Raw genomic sequence first — 25,041 nt, 5'->3', positions numbered from 1 at the left:
CGTCGTGCCGTCCATCAATCCTGAATAGGCCCGGAGCGCAGTTTCTTCGTCGTGCCCCGCTTGGTCTTGCTGTCCATGCGGCGGATCTGCGAGCCCTTGGTGGGCTTGGTCTTGCGGCGCTTGGGGGGTGGCGGCTTCGCGGCCTCGTCCAGGAGTTCCTGCATGCGGGCCAGCGCATCCTCGCGGTTGCGCTCGCGCGTGCGGTGGGCCTGGGCCGCGATGATGACCACGCCCTCCTTCGTCATTCGCCGCCCGGCGAGCGTCCTCAGGCGGGCGAAGACGCGCTCATCCAGGCCCGCCTCGGCGGCGCGCCAGCGGAGCTGGACGGCCGTCTCCAGCTTGTTCACGTTCTGCCCGCCCGGGCCCGAGGCGCGGAGGAAATCCTCCTCCAGCAGCAGGGGATCGAGCGTGCGCGGCATTACTGGCGCTGGATGCCGAGATCGGCCAGCAGCGCGCGGTTCACCTGGGATTCCGCGATGAACCGGGCGCGGAATTCGGCGCCCGTCTGGAAGCTCGGCACGGCGTTCAGCCGCTCGGCGATGGTGCGGAAGCCCTCGCTGGTGACGGCGGTGCGGCAGGCGCGCTCGATGGTCTCGGCGATGGCATCCGGCAGGCCGGCGGGGGCGATCAGCCCGCCATAAGTGGTGCCGGCCATGGGGTAGCCGAGCTCGCCCGTGCTGGGCACCTCCGGCAGCGCCGCCATGCGCCGCGTGCCCAGCACCGCCAGCACCGGCAGGCCGGTGGAGGCGGGGATGGAGGCGGCCTCGACGAAGGCCATGATCTGGCCGGCGAGTGCGGCCTGGGACATGGGGCCGGCGCCGGTGAAGGGCACGTTCAGCCCGTCCACGCCGGCCGCGCGCAGCAGCTGCGCGATGAGGATGTGCTGCGTGCTGCCCACGCCGGGCGAGCCGAAGACCAGCGCCTCCCGCCCTGTGCGCGCATGGGCGATCATGCCGGCGAAGTCGCGGAAGGGCGCGTTGCGGCCGAGGATGAGCACCTGCGGGTTGTCATAGACCAGGCAGAGATAGCGGAAGCTTTCCGGCGTATAGGTCACGTTCTGCAGGAAGGGCTGCGTCGTGATGGCGTTGTTCGGCGAGATGCCGATGGTGTAGCCATCGGGGCGCGCGCGGGCGAGTTCCGCATTGCCGATGGCGCCGGCGGCCCCGCCGCGATTGACGGCCACCACCTGCTGGCCGAGCGCCTTGGAGAGCTCCTGTTGCAGCGCGCGGGCCATGAGGTCCGTGTTGCCGCCGGGCGGGAAGGGGATCATGAGCTGCACGGCGCGGCTGGGGAAGTCTTGCGCCGCCGCGGGCAAGGCCAGCAGCGCCGCCAGCATGAGGGTGATCCAGCGCATTCTTGCCTCCCATTCGTTTCGTTGCGGGCGAGGCTAGCCCAGGAGCGGCGTGCTCGTCATGTCATCCTTGAGCGCCACGCCGGTGGCGCCCAGCGCGCGGGCGCCGCGCAGCAGCCAATGCACCTTGGCCGCGGCATCCTGCACGCTGATGCCGCCGGGGCGGACATTGCTGATGCAGTTGCGCTCGGCGTCGGTGCGGCCGCGGCGCGGCTGCCAGGTGAGGTAGATGCCCATGCTGTCCTGCGCGGAGAGGCCCGGCCGCTCGCCGATCAGCACCACCACGGCCTCCGCGCCCATCGCCTCGCCGATGTCATCGCCGATGGCGACGCGGGCCTGCTCCACGATCACCACCGGCCAGTCCGCGCCGAGCGCACGCACCATGGCGGCGGCCTGGCGCTGCACGCCGGAGGCGCAGAGGCCATCCGCCACCACGATCACCGTTCCGCCGGTCCTGGGCAGGGAATCGCGATCGACCGCGCGGAGGCGGCGGCCGAGATCGGGGCGGAGGAGGTAGGTCTTCCGGTCCGCGGCCTCGCTGTGCAGCACGGGCACGGGCCCGAGTTCGGCACGCAGCGCCTCGGTGTCCAACGCGGACCAGACGGCGTCGCGCGCGGCCGCATGTGCCTCCTGGAAGTCGAGATGCGCGCCCGTGGGCACCGCATTGCCCGAGCGGCCAAGGCCGACGCGGGCCTGGGTGAAGCGGCGCAGATCGCTCCAGCGCGTGATGCTCATGACAAGCCGATCAGCGCGGGGGACATGCTGGCGGGAATGGAATCCGCTGCACCGATTCCCATGCGCTCCAGCCAGGCGGCGAATTCCGGGGCGGGCGTCTTGCCGAGTGCCGCGCGGGCATAGAGCCCGTCATGGAAGGAGGTGGACTGGTAGGCCAGCATCACGTCATCAGCCCCTGGCACGCCCATGATGTAGGTGACGCCTGCCACGCCCAGGCTGGTCAGCAGCGTGTCCATGTCATCCTGGTCGGCCTCGGCGTGGTTGGTGTAGCAGATGTCCACGCCCATCGGCAGGCCGAGCAGCTTGCCGCAGAAATGGTCCTCCAGCCCGGCGCGGATGATCTGCTTGCCGTCGAAGAGGTATTCGGGGCCGATGAAGCCGACGACCGAATTCACCAGCAGCGGCGCATAGGCGCGCGCCACGCCATAGGCCCGCGCCTCGATGGTCTGCTGGTCCACGCCGTGATGCGCCTCCGCGGAGAGGGCGCTTCCCTGGCCGGTCTCGAAATACATCACATCCTGGCCGAGCGTGCCGCGCCTGAGGGAGAGCGCCGCCTCCTCGGCTTCGCGCAGCAAGGCGAGCGTCACGCCGAAGCTTTCATTCACGCCCTGCGTGCCGCCGATGGATTGGAACACCAGATCCACCGGCGCGCCGCGCTCGATGGCCAGCAGCGCGGTCGTCACATGGCAGAGGACGCAGCTTTGCGTCGGGATGTCGAAGCGCGTGCGGACCTCGTCCAGCATGGTCAGCAGGCCCAGCACCTGCTCGATATTGTCGGTGGCGGGGTTCACGCCGATCACGGCATCGCCCGCGCCCATCAGCAGGCCGTCCAGGGTGCTGGCGGCGACGCCGCGGAGGTCATCCGTCGGGTGGTTGGGCTGCAGGCGGATGGAGAGCGTCCCTGGAAGCCCGATGGTGTTGCGGAAGCGCGTCACCACCCGGCATTTCTGGGCGACGGCGATCAGGTCGCTGATGCGCATGATCTTGCTGACGGCGGCCACCATCTCGGGCGTCAGGCCGCGGCGCAGCGGCACCAGCGCCTCGGGCTCGGCGGCCAGCAGCCAGTCGCGGAAACCGCCGACCGTGAGGTGCGAAACGGGCGCGAAGGCGGCGGCGTCGTGGCTGTCCTGGATCAGGCGCGTCACGTCATCCGTCTCGTAGGGGATGACCGTCTCGGTTAGGAAGTGCGTGAGTGGCAGGTCGGCCAGGGCGCGCTGGGCCGCCACGCGCTCGGCCGCGCTGGTGGCGGCCACGCCCGCCAGCGCATCGCCCGAGCGGAAGGGGGTGGCGCGGGCCAGCAGCGTCCTGAGGTCCGCGAAGACATGGGTCGTGCCGGCGATGGCGTGACGGAAGGGCATGCGCCTCTCAATCACGGGGAATGCGCCGAAATCAAGGGTGGATGTCTTGTCAGCCGCCCGCATGCGGCGGAAACTTGCCGCAACGGAGGAACTTCATGGCTCAGCACCAAGTGGAAAGCGCGCCCGATGCGGCGGCCGATTGGCCGGATCGCATCTATGACCTGCTCAAGCAGTACAATGTGCGCCAGGTGGCGCTGGTGCCCGATGCGGGGCATTCGCGCCTCATCAAGCGCTGCCTCGCCGACAACAATCTGCGCGTCGTGACGCTGACGACGGAGGAGGAGGGCATCGCCCTCATGCAGGGCGCCTGGCTGGGGGGCGACCGCTCCATCCTGCTCATGCAGTCCTCGGGCGTGGGCAATTGCATCAACATGCTGTCGCTCTCGGGCATTCATCGCACGCCGATGCCGATGATCATCACGATGCGCGGCGACTATGGCGAGTTCAATCCGGCGCAGATCCCGATGGGCCAGGCGACCCAGGCGGTGCTGGAGGCGATGGGCACCATCGTCCATCGCGCCGACGCGGCCGAGGACGTGGCCTCCACCGTGGAAGCCACGCTCAAGCTCGCCTTCAACACGTTCCGGCCGACGGCGACGCTGCTCGGCCAGCGCCTGCTCGGCGCCAAGACCTTCGGGAAGGATTGATCGCCATGGTGGGTGTGGGCGCTTCCGGGAAGATCGACCGGCGGGATCTGGCGCGCGTGCTGCTGGAGGATCGCGGCGGCATGCTGGTGGTGGCGGGCCTTGGGGCCCCCGCCTGGGACATCACGGCGGTGGGCGATGGGCCGCAGAATTTCCCGCTCTGGGGCGGCATGGGGGGCGCGGCCATGATCGGCCTCGGCCTCGCGCTCGCGCAGCCGGAGCGGCAGGTGCTGGTGCTGACCGGCGATGGCGAGATGCTGATGGGCATCGGCAGCCTCGCCACCGTCGCGCATCAAGCGCCGAAGAACCTCGCCATCGTCGTGCAGGACAATGAGCATTACGGCGAGACCGGCATGCAGGAGACGGCGACGCGCCATGGCACGGATCTGGTGAAGATGGCCGAGGGTGCCGGCATCAAGCGCACCATGCTGGTGACGGAGCCGGCGCAGGTGGCCGCACTCAAGGCCGCGACCCGCAAGGCGGAGGGGCCGTTCTTTGCGGTGGTGAAGATCGACCCGGCCAGCAAGCCGCTGGTGCTGCCGCCGCGCGAGGGTGCGATCCTGCAGGCGCGGATGCGCGAGCATCTGATGGGGCCGGCGGCGCATCTGGCTTGAGTGGCGAGGGGCTTGGCCCCTCGCGCTCCCCAGCAGGGAACTCGTTCCCTGCACCCATATTTGTCGGAGATGCAAGAACCTGAGGTTCTTGCCGGGGTGAAGGGGCGGAGCCCCTTCAAGGAAGGAAACCAAAATGCCTCACGTCGTCCTGCTGCGCTCCCTCCATCCCGACGCCGAAGCGGCGTTGAAGGCCGAGCCCGGCTTCACCGTCGAGACGGTGCATGACACCAGCCGCGACAACCTGGTGAAGGCCATGGAGCGCGGCGAGGCGATCATCGTCCGCGCCACGCCGATCAACGCGGATTTCCTGAGCTTCTCGCCCAAGCTCGCCATCGTGGCGCGGCACGGCGTGGGCTATGATCAGGTGGATGTGCCGGAGCTGACCAAGCGCGGCATTCCGCTGACCGTCACGGCCGATGCGAATGCGCTGAGTGTCGCCGAACACGCGATGATGCTGATGCTGACCATCGCGCGCCAGGTGCAGACCTATGACGCCAACACCCGCGCCTTCAAATGGAGCAGCGTGGATGCGCCGGTGACCTTCGACCTCGCGGGGATGACGCTGCTGGTGGTGGGCTTCGGCCGCATCGGCGGGCGCGTGGCGCGGCTGGCGGCGGCGTTCGGCATGGATGTGGTGGTGCACGACCCCTATGTGGCCATGAACACGGTGAAGGGCGCCGGCTTCCGCTACGCCAGGACCATGCAGGAAGGCCTGGCCCAGGCGGATTGGGTGACGATGCATTGCCCCTCCAATGCCGAGAATCGCGGCATGGTGAATGCGGAATTCCTCGCCGCCATGAAGCCCGGCGCGCGCTTCGTGAACACGGCGCGCGGCACGCTGGTGCAGGAGCAGGCGCTGGCCGCCGCCCTGCGCAGCGGGCATGTCGCGGCGGCAGGGCTCGACGTGTTCTGGGATGAGCCGGTCACGAAGGACAACCCGCTGCTGGGCGTGCCCAATGTGGTGATGACGCCGCACACGGCGGCGGCCACGGTGCAGGGCATGCGGCGCATGGGCCTCTCCTGCGTGGATTCCATCATCCGCCACTTCAAGGGCGAGATCGACGTGGACATGGTCATCAACAAGGAAGTGCTGCGGAGCAACCGTTGAACCCGCTTCCCATCCTGGCCGAACACGCGGCCTCCTGGCGGACGGCGCCGCTCTCGGCCGAGGTGGAGCATGCGGCGCGCCGCGCGCTGATCGACTGGTTCGCGGCCCTGCTGCCCGGCTGCCGCCTGCCGCCCGCCACGCTGATGGCGCGCGCGCTGGGCGATGAGCGGGGGGCCGGCCGCGCCGTCTCCTATGTGGATGGCGCGCGGACGGGGCTGCGCCACGCCGCGCTGATCAACGGCACGGCGAGCCATATCGTCGAGTTCGACGACATCTGGCGCTGGGGCGTCTATCACCCGGGCTGCCCGACGGTGGCGGCCGCACTCGCCGCCGCGCAGGCGCGGGGGCGGGACATGGCGGCGCTGCTGCGCGCGCTGGTCGCGGGCTATGAGGTGTCCTGCCGGATCGCGCAGGCGGTGCAGCCCTCGCATTACGATTACTGGCACACCACCGGCACGGTCGGCACCTTTGGTGCTGCGGCGGCGGTGGCTGTCCTGCTGGATTGCGACGCGGATCAGACCGCCCATGCCATCGCCACCGCGGCCACCATGGCGGGCGGGTTGCAGCAGGCTTTCCGCGGCGATGGCATGAGCAAGCCGCTGCATCCGGGCCATGCGGCGGAGGCGGGTGCCTTGGCCGCCATGGCCGCGCGCGAGGGGATGACCGGCGCGCTCGACGTGCTGCACGGCCCGGCCGGCTTCGCGGCGGCGACGAGCGCGGATACGGGCCAGTGGGAGAAGGCGATCGCCGCCCTCGGCCAGCCGCTGACGATCACGCAGATGACGGTGAAGAATCACGGCTGCTGCGGCCATATCTTCGCCGCGCTGGACGCCACGCGCGACCTGCAGCGCGAGCACGGCTTCACCGCCGAGGATGTGGAAAGCCTGCATGTCGGCGGCTATGCGGCCACGAAGAACGTGTGTGACCGCCCGCACGCCCAGACGGAGCAGGAGGCGCGCTTCTCCACGCAGTTCACCATCGCGAGCATCATGCTCTATGGCGGCGTGCGGCTCGATGCCTTCCAGCCCGCGCGGCTGACCGACCCCGCGATCCGCGCCGTGATGCCGCGCATCACCGTCAGCCTGGATGCGGAATGCGAGGCCGCCTTCCCCGGCCGGCGCAGCGCCAAGGTGACGATCCGGCTGCGGGACGGGCGGGAGCTCTATCGCCACCAGCCGACGCGCAAGGGTGATCCGGACGCGCCACTCTCGGATGTCGAACTGGACGAGAAGTTTCTGGAGCTGGCCGGCCCGGTGCTGGGCGCGGCCGAGGCCAAGGCGTTCCTGGCGCAACTGCGCGGCAGCGCGGAACTGCCGGGCGAGCTGCGGATCAGGTAGAGCCTGATCCGCGGAGGCGGCACGCTGGAGCGGCGAATCAGTCTCTCCGCAGGAGCGAGACCGCGATCCCGCAGCGCGGGTCGCGGTCTGGGCGCTACTGCCGCGCCTGTATCTGCTGCAGCTGGCCGCGCATCGCCGTCAGCAGGGCGGAGACCTGGTTGCCGCCGCGCTGCACCACCGCGCTGTATTCGCTGCGCTGGGTGAGGCGGAGCGAGGTGCCCTCCGCCACCAGATCCACCACGCGCGGCTGGCCGTTCACATCGGCCACGCGCCAGTCGAGATTCACCGCCGGCGTGCCGGGGCGTTCCACGATGGTGGTGACCAGCACGTCTTCCTCGGTGCGCTGCTGGCTGCGGCCGAGCGTGAAGCGGACACCCTGGTACTCGCCGAGGCGCGTGGCGAGGTTGCGGATCAGCGTCTCCTCGAAGAGGCGCAGATATTCCTGCTGCTCGGCCGGCGTGGCCACGCGCCACCAGCGCCCGAGGATGAAGCGGCCCGTGCCTTCCATGTCCACCGCCTGGCGCAGGATGTTGCCCACGCGCTCGCGCCGCTGGGCGGCGTTCAGCGTGGTGCTGTTCAGCGCCTCGACCAGCGCGTTGCCGGTGGTCTGGATGAAGGCGACGGCCCGCGTCGCGTCCATCTGGGCGGCGGCGGGGCGGGGCAGGGCGAAGGGGGTGGCCAGCGCAAGGGCGGCCAGGAGGGCGGCGCGGCGACCGGCGGAGGGGGTGTTCATCGTGGGATCACTCAGCGGGAGGGTTGGGTTTCGGCCGGCGGCAGCCTCACGCCGAGGCCCACGCCGAAGCCCGTGCTGCCGGCGGCGTCGGGCGCCACCTGGCCGGTATTGGCGATTTCGCTCTGGCGGCGCTGGCGATAGGCGCTGCGCAGCGTCGAATAGGGATCGAGCGAGGTGGCGTAGAGCGTGTCCAGCGTGTCCAGCACACCCTCGCGCGCGTCGAGCACGGTCATGCCGGCGCGGACCCAGCGCAGCGCCTCGACCACCTCGCCCTGGCCGAACCAGAACCAGGGGCTCGCCACCGCATCCACGCCCGCGCCCGTCAGGTCACGGACATTGGAGGGGCCGAGGACGGGGATGAAGAGGTAGGGGCCTTCGCCCACGCCCCAGCTCGCCATGGTCTGGCCGAAATCCTCGCCATGGCCGGGGATGCCGAATTGCCAGGCGGCGACATCCACGAGGCCGCCGATGCCCAGCGTGGAGTTGATCAGGAAGCGCGCGGCGGTGCGGCCGGCGCGATCCATCTCGCCCTGCAGGATGTCATTCATCAGGATGGTGGGGGCGCGCAGGTTGCCCAGGGCGTTGCGCACGCCCTCGCGCACCGGCGGCGGCACGGCGGCGCGATAGACCACGGCGGCGGGGCGCAGCACGGCCGCGTCAATGACGTTGTTCACGTCATACATGCCGCGGTTCCACGGCTCGAGCGGATCGTTATTGGCCTCGAACTCGGCGACGGCTTCCGGATCGGAGGCATCGGGCCGGGTGGCACAGCCCGCGAGCCCGATCACGATCAGGGCGGAAGCCAGGAGAGGGCCGAAGCGCATGGGTTGAACCGGACCTTTCTTGACGGAACCGAAGGCGGGGGCCGAAAGCGGCGAAGGCCACATATCCCGGCGCACCGGCAATGGAGACCTAAAAAGCACAACCTGCCCCCTTCGGGCAAGTTGCTGGCGTGTCACGAAAAGTCACCAGGGGCGTGGCAAGACCCTTGCGAAAACCCGCCCTCGACGCCAAACCCTGCGGCATGGACACCGCCCCGAACAACACGCTGGAACGCTGGCTGACCGGCCCCCGCTTCGGCACCCTGCCCTCGCCCGCCAGCCTGCCGGCGCCGAAACTCTCCTTCGAGTTCTTCCCGCCGAAGAACGAGAAGCTGGAGGCGGACCTCTGGACCTGCATTCGCCGGCTTGAGCCGCTGGGCCCGCGCTTCGTGTCCGTCACCTATGGCGCGGGTGGTTCCACGCGCGCCCGCACGCATGACACGGTGGCGCGCCTGGCGCGGGAGACGAGCCTGACGCCCGCCGCCCACCTCACCTGCGTGGGCGCCACGCGCGAGGAGGTGGACGAGGTGGCCCGCGCCTATTGGGAGGCCGGCGTCCGCCACATCGTGGCGCTGCGCGGCGACCCGCCGGCGGGCGCCAGCCAGTACACCCCCCATCCGGGCGGCTATGCCCAGGCCGAGGATCTGGTGCGCGGCCTGCGCCGCATCGCTGATTTCGACATCAGCGTGGGCGCCTATCCCGAGGTGCACCCTGCCGCGCTCTCGGCCGATGCCGACCTCGACTATTTCAAGCGAAAGATGGATGCGGGCGCCAACCGCGCCATCACGCAGTATTTCTTCGACACGGATGTGTATCTGCGCTTCCTCGACCGCTGCCACGCGGCCGGCATCACCCTGCCCATCGTGCCGGGCATCATGCCGGTGACGAATTTCGCCAGCGTGAAGCGCTTCTCCGCCATGTGCGGCGCCTCGGTCCCGGCCTGGCTGGAAAAGCTCTTCGAGGGGCTGGACGAGGATGAGGGCACGCGGCGCATGGTGGCCGCGACGGTGGCGGCCGAGCAGGTGCGCATCCTGCAGGCCAATGGCGTGGACGAGTTCCACTTCTACACCCTGAACCGGCCGGACCTGACCTACGCCATCGCGCATATCCTGGGCGCGCGGCCGGTGGCGGCGGGCTGAAGCCGCCCGCCGGAGGGCGGCCTCAGAACTTGAGGCCGGCCAGCCAGAAGACGAACATCAGGAAGCTGAGGCAGGCGATGCCCGTCCCCCAGTAGGAAAGGGCCGATTGCGGCTCGTCCTGGATGCGCTGGCGGTGGGCGGCGTTGTAGGTCTGAGACATGATCGAACTCCTCTTCGGTTCGGGTCGTGCTCCATCCTTGCAGCCGCCGTGCCAGCGGCCGCACCCGCCGCGCCAGCGCCGATTCAGCCCCGCGCGGCGGCGATCAGCCCCTTCATGCGCGCGATGGCGCTGGGCAGCCCCTCGAAGACCGAGGTGGAAATCAGGAAATGGCCGATCGAGACCTCGCTGATTTCGGGGATCGCGGCGATGGGCGTGATGGTCTCGTAGCTCAGTCCATGTCCGGCATGGCACTGAAGATCCATGGTTTTCGCATATCGCGCCGCCTCGGCCAGCTTCGCCGCCAGCGCCGCTCGGGCCTCGGCCGGCGCCTCGGCATAGGTGCCGGTGTGCAGCTCGATGGCCTGGGCGCCCAGCTCGGCGGTCCTTGCAATTTGCAATGCATCGGGTTCGACAAAAAGCGAGACCTCGATGCCGAGCCCGGCGAGCCGCCGGATCGCCTCGGCCAGGAAGGGGCCGGCGCGCAGCACGTCGAGCCCGCCCTCGGTGGTCAGCTCGGCCCGCTTCTCGGGGACGATGCAGATGGCGGGCGGACGCAGCCGTTCGGCCAGCGCCACCATCTCCTCCGTCGCGGCCATCTCGAAATTGAGGCGGGTCTCCACCTCGGTCGCCACGCGCTCCAGGTCGCGGTCGCGGATGTGGCGGCGATCCTCGCGCAGATGCATGGTCACGCCGTCGGCGCCCGAGGCCATGGCGAGGCGCGCGGCCTCGACCGGGCAGGGGAAATGGCCGCCGCGGGCGTTCCGCAGCGTCGCCACATGGTCCACATTGACGGAGAGGCGCATCAGCGGCGGTTCCTTCGATGATCGGCAAGTTGGGCGGCGAGGCGGATGGCCGCGATCAGGCTCTCCGCGCCCGCGATCCCCTGCCCCGCGATGTCGAGCGCGGTGCCATGGTCGGGGCTGGTGCGGATGATGGAGAGGCCAAGGGTGACGTTCACGCCGCCCGCCATGTCCAGCGTCTTGATCGGGATGAGGGCCTGGTCGTGATAGAGGCAGATGGCGGCGTCATAGCGCGGCCGGGCCTGCGCCGTGAACATCGTATCCGGCGGCCAGGGGCCGGTGGCGGCGATGCCCAGCGCCTTCAGTCGCGCGACCGCGGGGGCGACGATGGCGTCATCCTCATGGCCCAGCGTGCCGGCCTCGCCCGCATGCGGGTTCAGGCCGGCCACGGCGAGGCGCGGGGCGGCGATGCCGAAATCCCGCACCAGCGCGTCATGCGTGATGCGCGCGTGTTCCACGATGAGATCCGGCGTCAGCCGCGCGATGGCGCGGGCCAGCGGCTCATGCACCGTGACGGGGACGACGCGCAGTTCCGGGCAGGCCAGCATCATCACGGGTGGCACGCCGGTGCCGGCCAGCTCGCCCAGGAATTCGGTGTGGCCGGGATGGGCGAAGCCGGCGGCGGTGAGGACGGATTTCTGGATCGGATTGGTGACGATGCCCGTGACCGCGCCGGATCGCGCCAGCGCCACCGCCTCGCGGATCGCGGCGAGGACGGCGGGCGCGGTGGCGGTGCTGGGCTTGCCCGGCGTGGCCGGCGTGGGCAGCGGGCGGTGCAGGACGGGCAGGGCCTCCGCGAAACGCGCCTCGGCCGGGTGCGTGATGCGCTGGATGGGGGCGCCGGTGAGCCGGTCGGCGTCGTCGATCAGCAGGAATTCGGGGCCGCTGGCGCGCAGCGCGTGCCAGGCCTTCACGGCGATCTCGGCGCCGATGCCGGCGGGTTCGCCCATGGTGAGTGCGAGCATTGCGCCGCTGTAGCAGAGCGCCGCGCTGGGCACGAGGGGCGCGGCTGCCGCATGATGCCTTTGCGGCGGCGCAAGGCCAGCCGACGCGGCAGGGGATAGACCGGGCACGTGCTCGCCAATTGCCTTCATGATCTGGCCGCCCTCGGGCCAGCCGGGATGCCCGCGCTGATGGGCGCGCTGTTCCTCGCCGGGTTGGCGGGGGGGCTCGCGCATTGCGCGGTGATGTGCGGGCCCTTCGTGCTGGCCCAGGCGGCGGCGACGGCGGATCAGAGCCTCGGCGGCGGCATGCTGCGGCGGCTCTCCGGCGCGGCGCTGCTGCCCTATCATCTGGGGCGCGGCCTTGGTTACGCGGCTTTGGGCGCGGTGGCGGGCGGCGCGGGGGCGCTGCTGGCGCAGGCGAGTGGGCTGCGCTGGCTGGCCGCGGCGCTGCTGGGGCTGGCGGCCCTGCTGATGCTGGCCCAGGCCTCGGCGCGATTGGCCGCGCTGCTGCCGAAGCTGCCCGCGCCGCGCCTGCCGCGCGTGCTGGAGGCGCAGCTTGGCGGGCTGCTCGCGGCACCCACCGGCTGGCGCGGCGTGCGGCTTGGGCTGCTGCTCTCGGCCCTGCCCTGCGGGCTGCTCTATGCGGCGCTGGCGGCGGCGGCGGGCTCGGGCAGCGCGCTGGCGGGCGGGCTGGCCATGCTGGCCTTCGTGCTGGGCACCGTGCCGGCGCTGGCGGGGGTCGCGCTGCTCGGCCGCTTCTTCGGGCATGCCGTGGGGCCGCGCTGGCGGGCGGTGGGGGGCCTGCTCTTCCTGCTGAACGCGGCCGTGCTGGCGGGCCTCGCGGTGCAGATGCTGGCCTAGCGGGCCGCGTCGGGGCGGCATCGCCGAAGCGCTCGATCATTCTCGCAGCACAGCCCAGGCCCTGATCCGCCGGCGGGGCGATTGATCCTCGCGGCAAACCCCCGATCGCGCTCGGGCCCGCTTCACGCTTGCTTCACCATGGGCGGGGCATCCTCCGGACGGGGCCGGACTGGCGCGGCCTGAAGCTGGAGGCAGGGACAGGATGTCGCGCATCACGGTCACGGGTTCGCTGCCCGGCTCGATCAACGAGGACACGCCCCTCTGGGACTGGATCGGCCAGCTGCAGATCAGCATTGATCCGGCATTGATCCGCTTCGTCGAGGTGGCCGGCTTCGGCGCGAATTTCTTCGACGTCTCCCTCAACCGCAGCACGGGCGCGCTCACCATCACGCCGCTCTCGCGGATCGACTTCGAATGGTTCGTGGCGAACAATATCTCGCCCAACATCAGCTTCTGGCTGCGGTTCTTCATGATGGACGGCAGCATCATGGACAGCGCCGGCACGTGGTCCGTCGGCTTGCTCAACCTGGATGACACGCCGCCGCAGGGGCTGCGCTTCCTCACCGGGGGCACGGTCGCCGCGGGCGCGGCGGGGGCCACCATCGGCCGCCTTCAGGTGGTGGACCCGGATTCCATCACGGGCTTCAGCTTCACCATCCGCGAGGATGACGACTGGCTCTTCATGATCGTGGGGGACACGCTGCGCCTGCGCCCCGGCCTGTCCATCCCGCTGGCCGACGGGCCGGAGCGCGAGGTGGTGATCACCGTCTCGGACGGGCGGCAATCCGCCGCGCTGACCGTCTCGATCGGCGTCACCGCGCTCGGCCTCAACAATGGCGGGACGGTGGACCTGCTGGAGAGCCATGAGGCGGCCAACGGCTTCCGCTGGGCCGGGCCGGGCAACCTCTTCTCCATGCGGATGAGCCACGAGATCTCCACGATCCGCGACTTCGGCTCGATCATCCACCTGCAGATGCGCGACGGCAGCGGCGTGACGGTGGAGCAGCCCTCGGTGATCGACCTGATGGACGGCTACATCACCTTCGCGGGGGATGGCCTGCCGGCCCGCGTCTGGGCGATCTACGAGACGGTGCTGAACCGCGACCCGCGGCATGGCGAGATGGCGGCCGGTGTCGCGCGGCTCGCCGCCGGCGGCACCACCCAGGCCCTGGCCAATGACCTGCTGGCGAGCGCGGAATTCGCCAGCCGCTTCGGTGGGCGCAGCAACACCGGCTTCGCGGAACTGATGTACACCAACAGCGTGGGCTGGACCGATGCCGGCGGCATCGGCTTCCATGCCGGGCGCCTCGACCAGGGGCGCAGCCGCGCCGCCCTGGTGGAGGATTTCGTGACCTGGCGCCTCGACTCGCTCGGCCATGGGCGGCAGCGGGCCGAGAATGGCGGCATCTTCGTCCCGCGCGACTGGGTGGATCGCCTGGATGACCTGTCACCCCGGCAGCTTGACGCCATGAGCTTCGGGAACTGGTGGGCGATCCAGATCCTCTCGGGTGACACCCGGATGCGCGAGATGCCGGATGTCTTCCACCAGGTGCAGGGCCCGCTGCCGCAGTTCACGCTGTTCAGCACCCTGCTGGAGCGCCTCTTCATGACCACCACCGCCGCGCCGGTCGCCTCGCGCTGGGCCGAGGCGCTGGGGGAGGAGCTCCTGAAGCGCGGCGCCTCCTCCTCGGAATACCTGCTCGACCTCGTCAAGGATCTCGATCTGGACGAGACGCAGGTGCACATGCTGCCGGGCGGGATCGCCTTCCAGGCGGGCTGGTAGACGCGCCGAACCTGCCGCGCTGCGTGAACGCGGCGCGGTCTAGGCTCGAGACTCATTCAGCACCAGCAGATGATTGCGGCTGCGATGGCGACGGCCGAGGCGCAGTTGTTGGCGAGCTTGTCGTATCTGGTGTGGATGCGGCGCCAGTCCTTCAGCCGGCTAAAGGTTCGCTCGATGGCGTTTCGCGCTCGGTAGGCAGTCTTGTCGAAGGGATGGAACCGCCTGCGGGTGGGGTTGTTCGGGATGACCGGCAGGGTGCCCCGCTCGGCGAGAAACGCACGCAGGCCGTTGCTGTCATAGGCCGCGTCGGCCAGGAGCTTGGCTGACGGGGGCAGGCGGGCGAGTAGGTCGTGAGCGGGGCGCATGTCGCCCATCTGGCCGGGCGTCACGACGAAGGTGAGAACGCGGCCCGTGCCATCGGTTACGAGGTGGATCTTGGTCCCGCGACCGCCGCGGGAGCGGCCAATGGCCTGGAACTCGGCCCCCCTTTTCCGCCCGCCGCCGCGCGCTGTGCCTTGGCTGTCGTGCTGTCGATCAACTGCAGACCACCTGGCGTCGCCTGTACCAGCGCGGTCAACATCTGCGTCCAGATGCCGCGCTGCGACCAGCGGTGATAGCGATTGTAGATCGTGGTGGGCGGGCCATAGATCCGAGGGCAATCCTGCCAGCGGCCGCCATGCTTGAGCATGTGCACGATCCCGCTGAGCACACGCCGGTCGTCCACCCGACGTGCCCCGGGCTGGTTCTGCGGCAGGAGCGGCGCGATCGCTTCCCACTGCCGATCCGTCAGCCAAAACCCATGCGCCATCCGCGTCGCCCCCCTGAACGAAGGCAGCGAATCACATCGCAACGTGTCGAAGCCAGACCTGATTGGGTTTGGAGCCTAGATGTTTGATCCCGGGTTTTGATGGTGCAGTCTTCTCCAAGGAATGGAAGGATGCGCTATGGGTCAAATTCTCCATGGGTGCGCCACAACGACAGAGGCGGTCCGTCGCGCGATCCAGCATAGTCAAGCGAGCCTGAGAGAACTCGCCAGGCGTTACGGCGTGAACCCCAAGACCATCGCCAAGTGGCGCAAGCGCACCTCGGTCACCGATCTGCCCACCGGGCCGCGAGACGCCCGCTCCTCCACGCTGTCACCCGAGCAGGAGGCCATCGTCGTCGCCTTCCGCCGTCACACCCTGCTGCCGCTGGACGACTGCCTCTACGCCCTGCAGGCCACTATCCCGCAGCTCACCCGCTCCGCCCTGCACCGCTGCCTGCAGCGTCACGGCATCTCGCGCCTGCCCGAGGTCGAGGGCGACAAGAAGTCCAAGGCCAAGTTCAAGACTTACGCCATCGGCTTCTTCCACATCGACATCGCCGAGGTGCAGACCGAAGAAGGCAAGCTCTATCTGTTTGTGGCCATCGACCGCACCAGCAAGTTCGCCTTCGTCCAACTAGTCGAGAGCGCCACGCGCGTCACGGCATCCGCCTTCCTAGAGGCCCTCATCGCCGCCGTGCCCTACCGCATCCATACGGTACTCACCGACAACGGAATCCAATTCCGCTTTGCCCCGCGCTACGCCGACGGCCCGACGGCGCGCTACATGACCCACATGTTCGCCATGCGGTGCCAGGAAAACGGCATCGAGCACCGCTTCACCAAGATCAATCATCCTTGGACGAATGGTCAGGTCGAGCGGATGAACCGCACCATCAAGGACGCCACAGTCAAGCGCTTCCACTACGACAACCACGAGCAGTTGCGACGACACCTCGACGACTTCGTCGCCGCCTACAACTTCGCCCGCCGCCTTAAGCGCCTCCGCGGCCTCACACCCTACGAGTTCATCTGCAGGACGTGGGCAGAAACGCCCGAACGATTCAACAAAAATCCGCACCACCAAATGCCGGGACTAAACACCTAGAGCGTGCTGCGTTCACTTCGCTCGCTCTAGGTTTTGCTGAGAGGATGATTCAGCGTTACGGCGATTCCGCCTCAACGCATCATGCTCTAGCGGGCCACCAGATCCTGGTAGGCGTGCCAGGTGGCATGGCCGATCAGCGGAAGCGCGATGACGAGGCCGAGGAAGAAGGGCACGAGCGCGAGGCCGGTGAAGACCACGATCAGCCCGGCCCAGAGCGCCATGGCGCGCCAGTTCTCCATCACCGCCTGGATCGAGACCGTCACGGCTTCCAGGAAGCTGCAACCCGGCCGGTCGAGCAGCATGGGCACCGAGATGGCGGCCACCGAGAAGGTGACGCAGGCGAGCACGAAGCCGAGGCCGGTGCCGATCACCAGGAAGGGGAACAGATCATCGCTGCGGAGCAGGGCGATGGGCAGCTCGGCGAGCGAGGGGGCGAAGTTGATCCCGAAGAAGAGCGCGAAGAGCAGCCCCGCCACCCGCACCCAGAAGAGGTGCAGCACCAGCAGCAGCACGCCGATCATGGCGATCTGCGTCGGGTTGCGGCGGAAGCCGCCCATCGCCTCGGCCAGCGTCGTGTGTTCGCCGAGCGCGCGGCGGCGGCTCGTCTCGTAGAGGCCGGTGGCGAGCAGGGGGGCGAGGATGAAGAAGCCCGCGGTGGCGGGCAGGATGGCCCAGGCGGTGCCGACCTCGAACATGAGCCAGGCGAAGATCCAGCCGCCAAGCGCCAGGACCGCGCCGTAGGAGAGGCTGACGGCCTTGTTCGCCATCATGTCCTGCCAGCCGAGCGTGAGCCAGGTCCAGGGCCGGTCGGTGCTGACATGGCGGATGCGGCTCACGGTGATGCCCGTGCCCTCGCCGATCGTTTCGCTGTTCATGCGTTCCCTCCCGTGCGGGTTTTGGGCGACCTTAACACCGCCCGATGCGGCGCGCGCAACTGAGCCTCGCTTTCCCGGCAACGCGCATTGATCCTGATCAAAGACGTTCCCCACTTGGGATGCTTCCGTCCGACCGTGGATTGGCGGGGCGTGGTGCGCCCGCTTGAGGAAGGACAAAGACCGATGGCCCTGGCAGGCGTCGCCCCATCTGGAGGAATGGCTGTACGCAGCCCCCCTGACTTCGTGGAGGCGCCGATCCGCGCCTTTGCCATCGCCACCATGTTCTGGGGCGTGGTGGGCTTCCTGGTGGGTGTGGTCATCGCCTCCCAGCTCGCCTTCCCGTTGCTGAACCTGGATCTGGAATGGACCAGCTTCGGCCGCCTGCGCCCCGTGCACACCAGCGCGGTGATCTTCGCCTTCGGCGGCAATGCGCTGATCGGCACCAGCCTCTATATCGTGCAGCGCACCTGCCGCGCGCGGCTGTTCGGCGGCGAGGAGATGGGCTGGTTCATCTTCTGGGGCTATCAGTTCTTCATCGTCACCGCCGCACTCGGCTACGTGCTCGGCGTCACGCAGGGCAAGGAATACGCGGAGCCCGAGTGGTTCGCCGACCTGTTCCTGACGGTGCTCTGGGTGATCTACCTGGTGGCCTTCGGCGGCACGCTGGTGCGGCGCGAGGAGCCGCACATCTATGTCGCCAACTGGTTCCTGCTGGCCTTCATCATCACCGTCGCCGTGCTCCACATCGGCAACAACATCTCCCTGCCGCTGAGCTGGGGCAGCACCTTCTCCTATGCCGCGCCCGCGGGCGTGCAGGGGGCGATGATCCAGTGGTGGTACGGCCACAACGCGGTGGGCTTCTTCCTGACCGCGGGCTTCCTGGGCATGATGTACTACTTCATCCCCAAGCAGGCGGACCGGCCGGTCTATTCCTACCGGCTGTCCATCGTGCACTTCTGGTCCATCATCTTCCTCTACATCTGGGCGGGGCCGCACCACCTGCACTACACCGCGCTGCCCGACTGGGCGCAGACGCTCGGCATGGTGTTCTCGGTGATGCTGTGGATGCCGAGCTGGGGCGGCATGATCAACGGAATCATGACGCTGAGCGGTGCGTGGGACAAGCTGCGGACCGACCCCGGCCTGCGCTTCTCGGTCACCGCCGTCGCCTTCTACGGCATGTCCACCTTCGAGGGGCCGGTCATGTCCATCAAGGCGGTGAACAGCCTCTCGCACTACACCGACTGGACGATCGGCCACGTGCATTCGGGCGCGCTCGGCTGGAACGGCTTCATCACCTTCGGCGCGCTCTACTGGCTGGTGCCGGTGCTGTGGAAGAAGCGCGCGATGTTCAGCGCGCGCCTCATCGAGTGGCACTTCTGGTTGGCGACGCTCGGCATCGTTCTCTACATCACGGCGATGTGGGTCTCGGGCATCATGCAGGGCCTCATGTGGCGCGCCTATGACGAGCTGGGCTTCCTGCAATACAGCTTCGTCGAGACGGTGGCGGCCATGCACCCGTACTACGTGATCCGCATGCTGGGCGGCCTGCTCTACCTGACGGGCGCGATCCTCATGGCCTGGAACATGTTCAAGACCATCACGAGCGAAGAGCTGCGCGTGCCCGCCCCGGCGAGCGTGCCGGCCGGCGCCGTGGCGGCCGAGTGAAGGAGGCTCCCATGCTCAAGAAATTCTCCCATGGCATGATCGAGCGGAACGTCGTCCTGCTCGGCGTGCTGACCCTCATCACCATCTCCATCGGCGGTCTTGCGCAGGTGGTGCCGCTCTTCACGGTGGAGAGCACGATCGAGCGCGTGCAGGGGGTGCGCCCCTACACGCCGCTCGAACTCATGGGCCGCAACATCTATGTGCGCGAGGGCTGCTACGCCTGCCACAGCCAGATGGTGCGCCCCTTCCGCGACGAGGCGGAGCGCTATGGCCATTTCAGCCTGGCGGCCGAGAGCATGTATGACCGCCCCTTCCAATGGGGCAGCAAGCGCACCGGGCCGGACCTGGCGCGCGTCGGCGGCAAGTATTCGGATGACTGGCAGGCCCAGCACCTGCGTGACCCGCGCTCGCTGGTGCCCGAGAGCATCATGCCGCCCTACAGCTTCCTCGACCGTCCGCTCGACTACCGGAACATCCAGTCGCACCTCAGGGCACAGCGCGCGCTGGGCGTGCCCTATAGCGAGGAGATGATCGCGAACGCGCGCGCCGACCTGGAAGCCCAGGCGCGGCCCGATGCGGATGCGGCGGGCTTCTCCTCCCGCTACGCCCGGGCGCGCCAGGGCGCCTTCGACGGCAACCCGGCCGTGGTCACCGAGATGGATGCGCTGGTCGCCTACATGCAGATGCTGGGCACGCTCGTGCAGTTCCGCGACGTGACGCCCGAACAGCTGCGGCAGCAGTGAGGAGGATGCGTCATGCATGACCTGCAATCCCTCTTCAACTCGCTCTGGGTCGCCTGGTTCTTCCTGCTCTTCGGCGGAATCCTGATCTGGACGCTGCGCCCCTCCAAGCGCGCGGAATGGCAACAACGCGGAAGCATGATCTTCCAGGACGATGAGAGCAGGAGGCGCTGAGACATGCCCACCAAGATCGAAAAGGACAGCGTCTCCGGCCAGATGACCACGGGCCATGAGTGGGACGGGCTGAAGGAGCTGAACACGCCGCTGCCCAAGTGGTGGCTGTACACCTTCTATGCCTGCATCGCCTTCTCGCTGGTCTGGGTCGTGCTCTATCCGGCGCTGCCCATCACGGGCGCCACCGGTCTGCTCGGCTGGACGGCGCGCGGGGCGCTGCCGGCCCAGCAGGCCGCCGAACGCGCGCGGATCGAGCCGATGATGGCGCGCCTGCGTGCCGCGACGCCCGAGCAGATCGCGGCCGACCCGGAGCTGCGCGCCTTCGCGCTGGCCGGCGGGCGCGTCGCCTTCGCCAACAACTGCGCCGGCTGCCATGGCGCGGGCGGGCAGGGGGCCCCGGGCGGCTTCCCGAGCCTCGCGGATGATGACTGGATCTATGGCGGCAGCTTCGACGCCATCCAGCACACCATCCAGCATGGCGTGCGCGCGAATGAGAGCGACGAGCAGCGCGGCGTGGCGATGCCGGCCTTCCAGGCGACGGGCATGCTGAACGCGGCGCAGGTGAGCGACACGGCGGAATTCGTGCTGAGCCTGACCAACCGCAGCACCGATCCGGCGGCCGTCACGCGCGGCGAGGCGCTCTATGCCGAGAACTGCGCGAGCTGCCACGGCGATCGCGGCGAGGGCAATCGGGACCTCGGCGCGCCTCGGCTGAATGACCGCATCTGGCTCTATGGCGGCGAGAAGGCGGACATCATGCGCAGCATCGCCAATAGCCGCGCGGGCGTCATGCCCTCCTGGCAGGGCCGGCTCGATCCCGCCACGGTCAACATGCTCACCGTTTATGTGCATGCGCTGGGCGGGGGGGAGTAGGCTTCCGTCATGTCCGTGATCCCGCCGCGCGCGCCCCAGATCGAGGAAGGCTCGCTCTACGCCTCGCACCAGAAGGTCTATCCGCGCGCGGTGCAGGGGGTGGTGCGGCGGGTGAAATGGGCCGTGCTCATCCTGCTGCTGGGGCTCTACTACATCGTGCCCTGGCTGCGCTGGGATCGCGGCCCGAACGCCCCGGATCAGGCGGTGCTGGTGGATATGGGCAATGCCCGCCTCTTCTTCTTCTGGTTCGAGCTCTGGCCGCAGGAGATCTACTTCCTGACGGGCATCCTCGTGCTCGGCGCCATCGGCCTCTTTGCCGTGACCTCGCTCTTCGGCCGCATCTGGTGTGGCTTCACCTGCCCGCAGACGGTCTGGACCGACCTGTTCCTATGGATCGAGCGGAAGGTCGAGGGCGACCGCAATGCCCGCATCAAGCTCGACCAGGGCCCGCGCAATTCCGCCTGGTGGCGCGCGAAGCTCAGCAAGCATGCCGCCTGGCTCGCCATCGCGATGGCGACCGGCGGCGCCTGGATCATGTATTTCAACGATGCGCCGACCGTCACCTGGGCCATGCTGACGGGCCAGGCGAGCCTCACCGTCTATGGCTTCTTCGCGCTCTTCACCGCGACGACCTATGTGCTGGCGGGTGCGGCGCGCGAGCAGGTCTGCACCTACATGTGCCCCTGGCCGCGCTTCCAGGGTGCCATGCTGGATGAGAACAGCCTGGTCGTGACCTATCGCGACTGGCGGGGTGAGCCGCGCGGCAAGCCGACCGACCCGGGCGCGGGCGATTGCGTGGATTGCAAGGCCTGCGTGCATGTCTGCCCGACGGGCATCGACATCCGCGACGGTCAGCAGCTCGAATGCATCGGCTGCGGGCTCTGCGTGGATGCCTGCGACGACGTGATGAAGAAGCTCGATCGCCCCACCGGGCTGATCGCCTTCGAGACCCTGAAGAACCTCGCCGCCAGCGAGGCCGCGACGAAGGGCATGGCGCCCGGGCCTGAGCGCCTGGCCCGCGGCATGGCGGTGCGGACGCGACAGAAGGTCGTCCGCCCGCGCACGCTGGTCTATGCCGGCGTGCTGACCTCCGTGATCGTCGTGATGCTGGGCGCCTGGCTGCTGCGCGAGACGCTGACGCTGACCGTGCTGCGCGACCGTGCGCCGCTCTATGTGCAGCTCTCCGACGGCGGCTTGCGCAACGGCTATACGCTGAAGCTCGCCAACAAGCTGCGGGGCGAGCTTTCGCTGCCGATGGTGCTGGAGGGGCCGGCCGGCCTGCGCCTCACCGTGCAGGATGCGGCGCTGGATGCCGAAGGGCGCCCGCTGCTGACGACGCGCGATGACGGCATCACGCAATGGCGCGCCTTCGTGACCGCGCCCGAGGGGATGCGGCTGCGCGGCAGCACGCCCATCACCTTCCGTCTGCTCGACGCGCAGGGCCGCACAATCCTTCGCCATTCCACCGTTTTCCTGGGACCCGACCGATGAGAGACATCCAAGCGCATGATCCCAATCGCGGCCGCTGGATCCCCTGGATCTTCGTCGGCGGCATGGCGGTGGTCGTGGCGGTGAACGCGGTGCTGATCACCCAGGCCATCGGCACCTTCACGGGCGTCACCGTGGGGCAGGCCTATGATCGCGGCCGCACCTACAACCACGTGCTGGCCGAGGCGGCGCGGCAGGATGCGCTGGGCTGGACGCTGAACACGCGGATGGAAGGCGGGCGCCTCGTCGTCAATGCGCGCGACCGCGGCGGCGCGCCGGTGCGGGGCGTGCTGGAAGGCCATATGCTGCGTCCGCTGGATGGGGAGCGGGTGGCGCTGACCGAAGCCGCCGGCGGCGGCCGCTTCACCCTGGAACTGCCCGAGCTGCGCGCGGGCCTCTGGGAGTTCCGCGGAATGCTCGTCTCCGAGCAGGGCGAGCGGCACGACATCCGGCAGCGCTTCACGCTTCCATGAGCCATATCGGCCGCCCTGTCTGCGCGCATTGTGGCGCGCCCAGCGCCACCCGCTTCTGCTGCACGGGGTGCGAAGGCGCGCATGCGCTGGTGCAGGGGCTCGGCCTCGATGCCTTCTATCGTCGGCGTGAGGGCGCGGAGGGGCAGCTCAAGCCGCTCGATCCGCCGAGCGCGGACTTTACCGGCCTCGCGCATCTGAACCGGGACGGCACCCGCACGCTGGAGCTGATGGTGGCGGGGCTGACCTGCGGCGCCTGCATCTGGTTGGTGGAGCAGGCACTGGCCGCCGAGCCGGATGTGACGCGGGCGCGGGCCAATCTCTCGACGCGCCGGCTTTCCGTGACGTGGCGCGGCGAGGCCACGCGCGGCAATGAGCTGGCGGCGCTGGTGGCGCGGCTGGGCTTCCGCGTCGCGCCCTTCTCGCCCGCCTGCCTGCGCGCCAGCGAGGACGCCGAGGGGCGCGAGCTGACGCGGGCGCTGGGCATCGCGAGCTTCGGCGCGATGAACGTCATGCTCGTCTCCGTCGCCGTCTGGGCGGGCAGCGACATGGGCCCCGACACGCGGCACATGATGCATTGGCTGGCGGCGCTGATCGGCATGCCGACCGTGGCTTATGCGGGGATGCCGCTGTTCCGCTCGGCCTGGCGGGGCTTGCGCGCCGGGCGGCTCAACATGGATTGCGCCGTCTCGCTCGGCATCCTCGCCACCACGGCCATGTCGCTCAGCGAGACGATGCGCAATGGCGACTTCACCTGGTTCGATGGCGCGACGGCGCTGCTGGCGCTGATGCTGGCCGGCCGCGTGCTGGACCGCGCGGCGCGGCGGCGGGCGCGGCAGAGTGCGGCCGAATTGCTCGCGCTGCAGGAAGGCAGCGTGACCGTGCTGGGCGAGGCGCATGCTGCCCCCTTGGCCGTGCCCATGGAGCGCGTGCCGGTCGGCGCGCGCATCCTGGTGGCGAGCGGCGAGCGGCTGCGCCTGGATGCGGTGCTGGAGGATGAGACGGCGCTGCTCGACACCGCCGCCACCACGGGCGAAAGCCTGCCGCGATCCTTCGCGCGCGGCGAAGCGCTGGCGGCGGGCGGGGTGAACATGGGCGCGCCCTTCACCGCGCGCGTGACGGCCGCGGCGAGCGATGGTTCCCTGGCCGCCATGGCGCGCATGCTGGAGCGGGCCGAACAGGCGCGCGGGCGCTACACCTCGCTCGCCGATCGGGCGGCGCGGATCTATGTGCCCATCGCGCATGTGGTCGCACTCTGCACCTTTCTGGGCTGGTGGTTTCTGGCCGGCGTGTCCTGGCAGGCGGCGCTGGTGCCGGCGGTGGCGGCGCTGATCATCACCTGCCCCTGCGGCCTGGCGATCGCCGTGCCGGCGGTGCAGGTCGTGGCCTCCGGCGCGCTGTTCCGGCGCGGCGTGCTGCTCTCCTCGCCCACGGGGCTGGAGCGGTTGGCGAGCGCCGATCATGTGGTGCTGGACAAGACCGGCACACTGACGGAAGGCCGCCCGCGCCTGCTGCCGGGTGGGTGGAATGACGCGGATCTGCACGTGGCGTCGAGCCTCGCCGCCACCAGCCGGCATCCGCTGGCGCGCGCGCTGACGCGCGCCTGCCCGGAGGTGGCGCCGGCCTCGGGGGTGGTGGAGGTGCCGGGCTCGGGGCTCATGCAGGGCGAGACGCGGCTGGGTTCGGCCGCCTTTCTGGGCCTGCCGGAGGATGCGGGCATGGCGCTGCATCTGGCGCGGCCGGGGCATGCGCCCGTCACCTTCCGCTTCGAGGATTCGCTGCGCGCCGACGCGGCCGCCGCCGTGCAGGCCTTCCAGCGCGCGGGCCTCGGCGTCGAACTGCTCTCGGGCGATGCGCCCGAGGTGGTGGAGCGCCTGGCGCGGGAAGCCGGCATCAGCGTCTTCACCGCGCGCGCGACGCCCGAGGCCAAGGCCGCGCGCATCGCGGCCCTCGCCGCGCAGGGCCGACGCGTGCTGATGGTGGGCGATGGCATCAATGACGCGGCGGCGCTGGCGGCGGCGCATGTCTCGGCGGCGCCGGCCGAGGGGACGGACCTCGCCCAGGCGGCGAGCGACTTCGTGCTGATGGGCGGCGGGCTGCTGCCGCTGGCCGAGGCGGTCACGCGCGCGCGGCGGGCGCAGCTTGCGGCACGTCAAAACATCGCACTGGCGTTTGGCTATAACCTCATCGCGGTGCCGGTGGCGGTGGCGGGCTTCGCCACGCCGCTCATCGCGGCCCTGGTGATGGCGACCTCCTCGCTCGCGGTCATCGGCAATGCTCTTCGGGTGGGACGATAGATGGACACGCTGGTCTGGCTGATTCCGCTGGCGCTCTTCCTGGGCGGGCTCGCGCTCTTCGCCTTCATCTGGGCGATGCGCTCCGGCCAATACGAGGATCTGGACGGCGCCGCCGCCCGCATCCTCTTCGACGACGACCTCAAGAAAGGAGGCTGACC

General features: G+C 69.6%; 27 protein-coding genes and 1 pseudogene. 16 read left to right on the top strand and 12 right to left on the bottom strand.

The features are described 5' to 3' along the window. Nucleotides 1-14 precede the first annotated feature (14 nt). Genes arfB through ACQ860_RS12295 form a run of 4 tightly spaced genes read right to left on the bottom strand, consistent with a single transcriptional unit; the run spans nucleotide 15 to nucleotide 3,444 of the window. Nucleotides 15-419, bottom strand: a complete 405-nt coding sequence (gene arfB / locus ACQ860_RS12310) for an alternative ribosome rescue aminoacyl-tRNA hydrolase ArfB (RefSeq protein ID WP_431303645.1) — start codon at nucleotides 417-419, stop codon at nucleotides 15-17. Continuing rightward, nucleotides 419-1,354, bottom strand: a complete 936-nt coding sequence (locus tag ACQ860_RS12305) for a tripartite tricarboxylate transporter substrate binding protein (protein ID WP_431303644.1) — start codon at nucleotides 1,352-1,354, stop codon at nucleotides 419-421. The genes arfB and ACQ860_RS12305 overlap by 1 nt, the downstream gene beginning before the upstream one ends. Nucleotides 1,355-1,387: 33 nt before the next feature. Continuing rightward, nucleotides 1,388-2,086 (bottom strand): ethanolamine ammonia-lyase subunit EutC, encoded by a 699-nt coding sequence (eutC, locus tag ACQ860_RS12300; RefSeq protein WP_431303643.1) that lies wholly within the window; start codon nucleotides 2,084-2,086, stop codon nucleotides 1,388-1,390. Continuing rightward, the gene (locus ACQ860_RS12295) at nucleotides 2,083-3,444 is read right to left on the bottom strand and encodes an ethanolamine ammonia-lyase subunit EutB (RefSeq protein ID WP_431303642.1); all 1,362 of its coding nucleotides are present in this window, start codon (nucleotides 3,442-3,444) and stop codon (nucleotides 2,083-2,085) included. The genes eutC and ACQ860_RS12295 overlap by 4 nt, the downstream gene beginning before the upstream one ends. A gap of 95 nt (nucleotides 3,445-3,539) precedes the next feature. Between ACQ860_RS12295 and ACQ860_RS12290 the strand changes: the two genes are divergently transcribed. The 4 genes from ACQ860_RS12290 to ACQ860_RS12275 all read left to right on the top strand — a co-directional run bounded on the left by ACQ860_RS12290 (nucleotide 3,540) and on the right by ACQ860_RS12275 (nucleotide 7,147). Continuing rightward, entirely contained in the window at nucleotides 3,540-4,091 is a 552-nt protein-coding gene (locus tag ACQ860_RS12290) for a phosphonopyruvate decarboxylase (protein ID WP_431303641.1), read from the top strand. A 5-nt stretch (nucleotides 4,092-4,096) separates the two neighbouring features. Next, the gene (locus ACQ860_RS12285) at nucleotides 4,097-4,702 is read left to right on the top strand and encodes a thiamine pyrophosphate-dependent enzyme (RefSeq protein ID WP_431303640.1); all 606 of its coding nucleotides are present in this window, start codon (nucleotides 4,097-4,099) and stop codon (nucleotides 4,700-4,702) included. Between the two features lie 133 nt (nucleotides 4,703-4,835). Further along, the gene (locus ACQ860_RS12280) at nucleotides 4,836-5,810 is read left to right on the top strand and encodes an NAD(P)-dependent oxidoreductase (RefSeq protein WP_431303639.1); all 975 of its coding nucleotides are present in this window, start codon (nucleotides 4,836-4,838) and stop codon (nucleotides 5,808-5,810) included. Beyond that, the gene (locus tag ACQ860_RS12275) at nucleotides 5,807-7,147 is read left to right on the top strand and encodes an MmgE/PrpD family protein (protein WP_431303638.1); all 1,341 of its coding nucleotides are present in this window, start codon (nucleotides 5,807-5,809) and stop codon (nucleotides 7,145-7,147) included. The genes ACQ860_RS12280 and ACQ860_RS12275 overlap by 4 nt, the downstream gene beginning before the upstream one ends. 94 nt (nucleotides 7,148-7,241) lie before the next feature. Here the strand turns inward: ACQ860_RS12275 and ACQ860_RS12270 are convergent, their stop codons facing one another. Both ACQ860_RS12270 and ACQ860_RS12265 read right to left on the bottom strand, forming a co-directional pair. Then, complete coding sequence (locus ACQ860_RS12270; RefSeq protein WP_431303637.1) at nucleotides 7,242-7,880, bottom strand: MlaC/ttg2D family ABC transporter substrate-binding protein; 639 nt, start codon at nucleotides 7,878-7,880, stop codon at nucleotides 7,242-7,244. 11 nt (nucleotides 7,881-7,891) lie between these two features. Further along, nucleotides 7,892-8,704 carry an MlaA family lipoprotein gene (locus ACQ860_RS12265; RefSeq protein ID WP_431303636.1) on the bottom strand — a complete coding sequence of 271 codons (813 nt, stop codon included), beginning with the start codon at nucleotides 8,702-8,704 and terminating at the stop codon, nucleotides 7,892-7,894. A 200-nt stretch (nucleotides 8,705-8,904) separates the two neighbouring features. Here ACQ860_RS12265 and metF point away from each other — a divergent pair, with 200 nt between their 5' ends. Further along, on the top strand, nucleotides 8,905-9,840 hold the full coding sequence (gene metF, locus ACQ860_RS12260) for a methylenetetrahydrofolate reductase [NAD(P)H] (RefSeq protein ID WP_431303635.1): 936 nt from the start codon (nucleotides 8,905-8,907) through the stop codon (nucleotides 9,838-9,840). A 22-nt stretch (nucleotides 9,841-9,862) separates the two neighbouring features. Here the strand turns inward: metF and ACQ860_RS12255 are convergent, their stop codons facing one another. The 3 genes from ACQ860_RS12255 to pdxA all read right to left on the bottom strand — a co-directional run bounded on the left by ACQ860_RS12255 (nucleotide 9,863) and on the right by pdxA (nucleotide 11,765). After that, on the bottom strand, nucleotides 9,863-10,000 hold the full coding sequence (locus ACQ860_RS12255; RefSeq protein WP_431303634.1) for a hypothetical protein: 138 nt from the start codon (nucleotides 9,998-10,000) through the stop codon (nucleotides 9,863-9,865). Between the two features lie 83 nt (nucleotides 10,001-10,083). Continuing rightward, nucleotides 10,084-10,803, bottom strand: coding sequence for a pyridoxine 5'-phosphate synthase (locus ACQ860_RS12250; RefSeq protein WP_431303633.1), 720 nt, complete (start codon nucleotides 10,801-10,803; stop codon nucleotides 10,084-10,086). Then, nucleotides 10,803-11,765, bottom strand: coding sequence for a 4-hydroxythreonine-4-phosphate dehydrogenase PdxA (pdxA, locus tag ACQ860_RS12245; RefSeq protein WP_431303632.1), 963 nt, complete (start codon nucleotides 11,763-11,765; stop codon nucleotides 10,803-10,805). Before pdxA ends, ACQ860_RS12250 begins: the two co-directional genes overlap by 1 nt. 108 nt (nucleotides 11,766-11,873) lie before the next feature. On the opposite strand from pdxA, the gene ACQ860_RS12240 reads away from it, so the two are divergent. Both ACQ860_RS12240 and ACQ860_RS12235 read left to right on the top strand, forming a co-directional pair. Then, nucleotides 11,874-12,605, top strand: coding sequence for a sulfite exporter TauE/SafE family protein (locus tag ACQ860_RS12240; RefSeq protein WP_431303631.1), 732 nt, complete (start codon nucleotides 11,874-11,876; stop codon nucleotides 12,603-12,605). A 202-nt stretch (nucleotides 12,606-12,807) separates the two neighbouring features. Further along, nucleotides 12,808-14,388 carry a hypothetical protein gene (locus tag ACQ860_RS12235; protein ID WP_431303630.1) on the top strand — a complete coding sequence of 527 codons (1,581 nt, stop codon included), beginning with the start codon at nucleotides 12,808-12,810 and terminating at the stop codon, nucleotides 14,386-14,388. A 56-nt stretch (nucleotides 14,389-14,444) separates the two neighbouring features. Here the strand turns inward: ACQ860_RS12235 and ACQ860_RS12230 are convergent, their stop codons facing one another. Together ACQ860_RS12230 and ACQ860_RS12225 are read right to left on the bottom strand one after the other, a co-directional pair. After that, a complete protein-coding gene (locus ACQ860_RS12230) occupies nucleotides 14,445-15,047 on the bottom strand; it encodes an IS5 family transposase (protein WP_431303342.1) in 603 nt (200 codons plus the stop codon). Beyond that, nucleotides 15,026-15,196 (bottom strand): annotated as a pseudogene (locus ACQ860_RS12225) (transposase); the annotation flags it as partial. The gene ACQ860_RS12230 and the pseudogene ACQ860_RS12225, both read right to left, overlap by 22 nt. A 136-nt stretch (nucleotides 15,197-15,332) precedes the next feature. Between ACQ860_RS12225 and ACQ860_RS12220 the strand changes: the two are divergent. Further along, the gene (locus ACQ860_RS12220; protein ID WP_431301893.1) at nucleotides 15,333-16,298 is read left to right on the top strand and encodes an IS481 family transposase; all 966 of its coding nucleotides are present in this window, start codon (nucleotides 15,333-15,335) and stop codon (nucleotides 16,296-16,298) included. A gap of 86 nt (nucleotides 16,299-16,384) precedes the next feature. Here ACQ860_RS12220 and ACQ860_RS12215 read toward each other — a convergent pair whose 3' ends face one another. Next, nucleotides 16,385-17,173, bottom strand: coding sequence for a DUF2189 domain-containing protein (locus ACQ860_RS12215; protein ID WP_431303629.1), 789 nt, complete (start codon nucleotides 17,171-17,173; stop codon nucleotides 16,385-16,387). A gap of 216 nt (nucleotides 17,174-17,389) precedes the next feature. Between ACQ860_RS12215 and ccoN the strand changes: the two genes are divergently transcribed. The 8 genes from ccoN to ccoS are packed head-to-tail and all read left to right on the top strand — an operon-like array spanning nucleotide 17,390 to nucleotide 25,039. Next, nucleotides 17,390-18,841 carry a cytochrome-c oxidase, cbb3-type subunit I gene (ccoN, locus tag ACQ860_RS12210; RefSeq protein ID WP_431303628.1) on the top strand — a complete coding sequence of 484 codons (1,452 nt, stop codon included), beginning with the start codon at nucleotides 17,390-17,392 and terminating at the stop codon, nucleotides 18,839-18,841. A gap of 11 nt (nucleotides 18,842-18,852) precedes the next feature. Further along, entirely contained in the window at nucleotides 18,853-19,584 is a 732-nt protein-coding gene (gene ccoO / locus ACQ860_RS12205; protein WP_431303627.1) for a cytochrome-c oxidase, cbb3-type subunit II, read from the top strand. Nucleotides 19,585-19,596: 12 nt separating this feature from the next. Then, entirely contained in the window at nucleotides 19,597-19,755 is a 159-nt protein-coding gene (locus tag ACQ860_RS12200) for a cbb3-type cytochrome oxidase subunit 3 (protein WP_431303626.1), read from the top strand. Nucleotides 19,756-19,758: 3 nt separating this feature from the next. Beyond that, on the top strand, nucleotides 19,759-20,628 hold the full coding sequence (gene ccoP, locus ACQ860_RS12195; RefSeq protein ID WP_431303625.1) for a cytochrome-c oxidase, cbb3-type subunit III: 870 nt from the start codon (nucleotides 19,759-19,761) through the stop codon (nucleotides 20,626-20,628). A 9-nt stretch (nucleotides 20,629-20,637) separates the two neighbouring features. Further along, entirely contained in the window at nucleotides 20,638-22,119 is a 1,482-nt protein-coding gene (ccoG, locus tag ACQ860_RS12190; RefSeq protein ID WP_431303624.1) for a cytochrome c oxidase accessory protein CcoG, read from the top strand. Next, nucleotides 22,116-22,589 (top strand): FixH family protein, encoded by a 474-nt coding sequence (locus ACQ860_RS12185; protein WP_431303623.1) that lies wholly within the window; start codon nucleotides 22,116-22,118, stop codon nucleotides 22,587-22,589. The genes ccoG and ACQ860_RS12185 overlap by 4 nt, the downstream gene beginning before the upstream one ends. After that, nucleotides 22,586-24,883: a heavy metal translocating P-type ATPase gene (locus ACQ860_RS12180; RefSeq protein WP_431303622.1), complete on the top strand. Its 2,298-nt coding sequence runs from the start codon at nucleotides 22,586-22,588 to the stop codon at nucleotides 24,881-24,883. The genes ACQ860_RS12185 and ACQ860_RS12180 overlap by 4 nt, the downstream gene beginning before the upstream one ends. Beyond that, nucleotides 24,884-25,039 carry a cbb3-type cytochrome oxidase assembly protein CcoS gene (gene ccoS, locus ACQ860_RS12175; protein WP_431303621.1) on the top strand — a complete coding sequence of 52 codons (156 nt, stop codon included), beginning with the start codon at nucleotides 24,884-24,886 and terminating at the stop codon, nucleotides 25,037-25,039. Nucleotides 25,040-25,041: the final 2 nt, after the last annotated feature.

The sequence above is a fragment of the Sediminicoccus sp. BL-A-41-H5 genome, from assembly GCF_050632405.1.
Lineage (GTDB): Bacteria > Pseudomonadota > Alphaproteobacteria > Acetobacterales > Acetobacteraceae > Roseococcus.
Note: the sequence above shows the minus strand (reverse complement) of the source record. Positions and strands in the feature narration are given on the sequence as shown.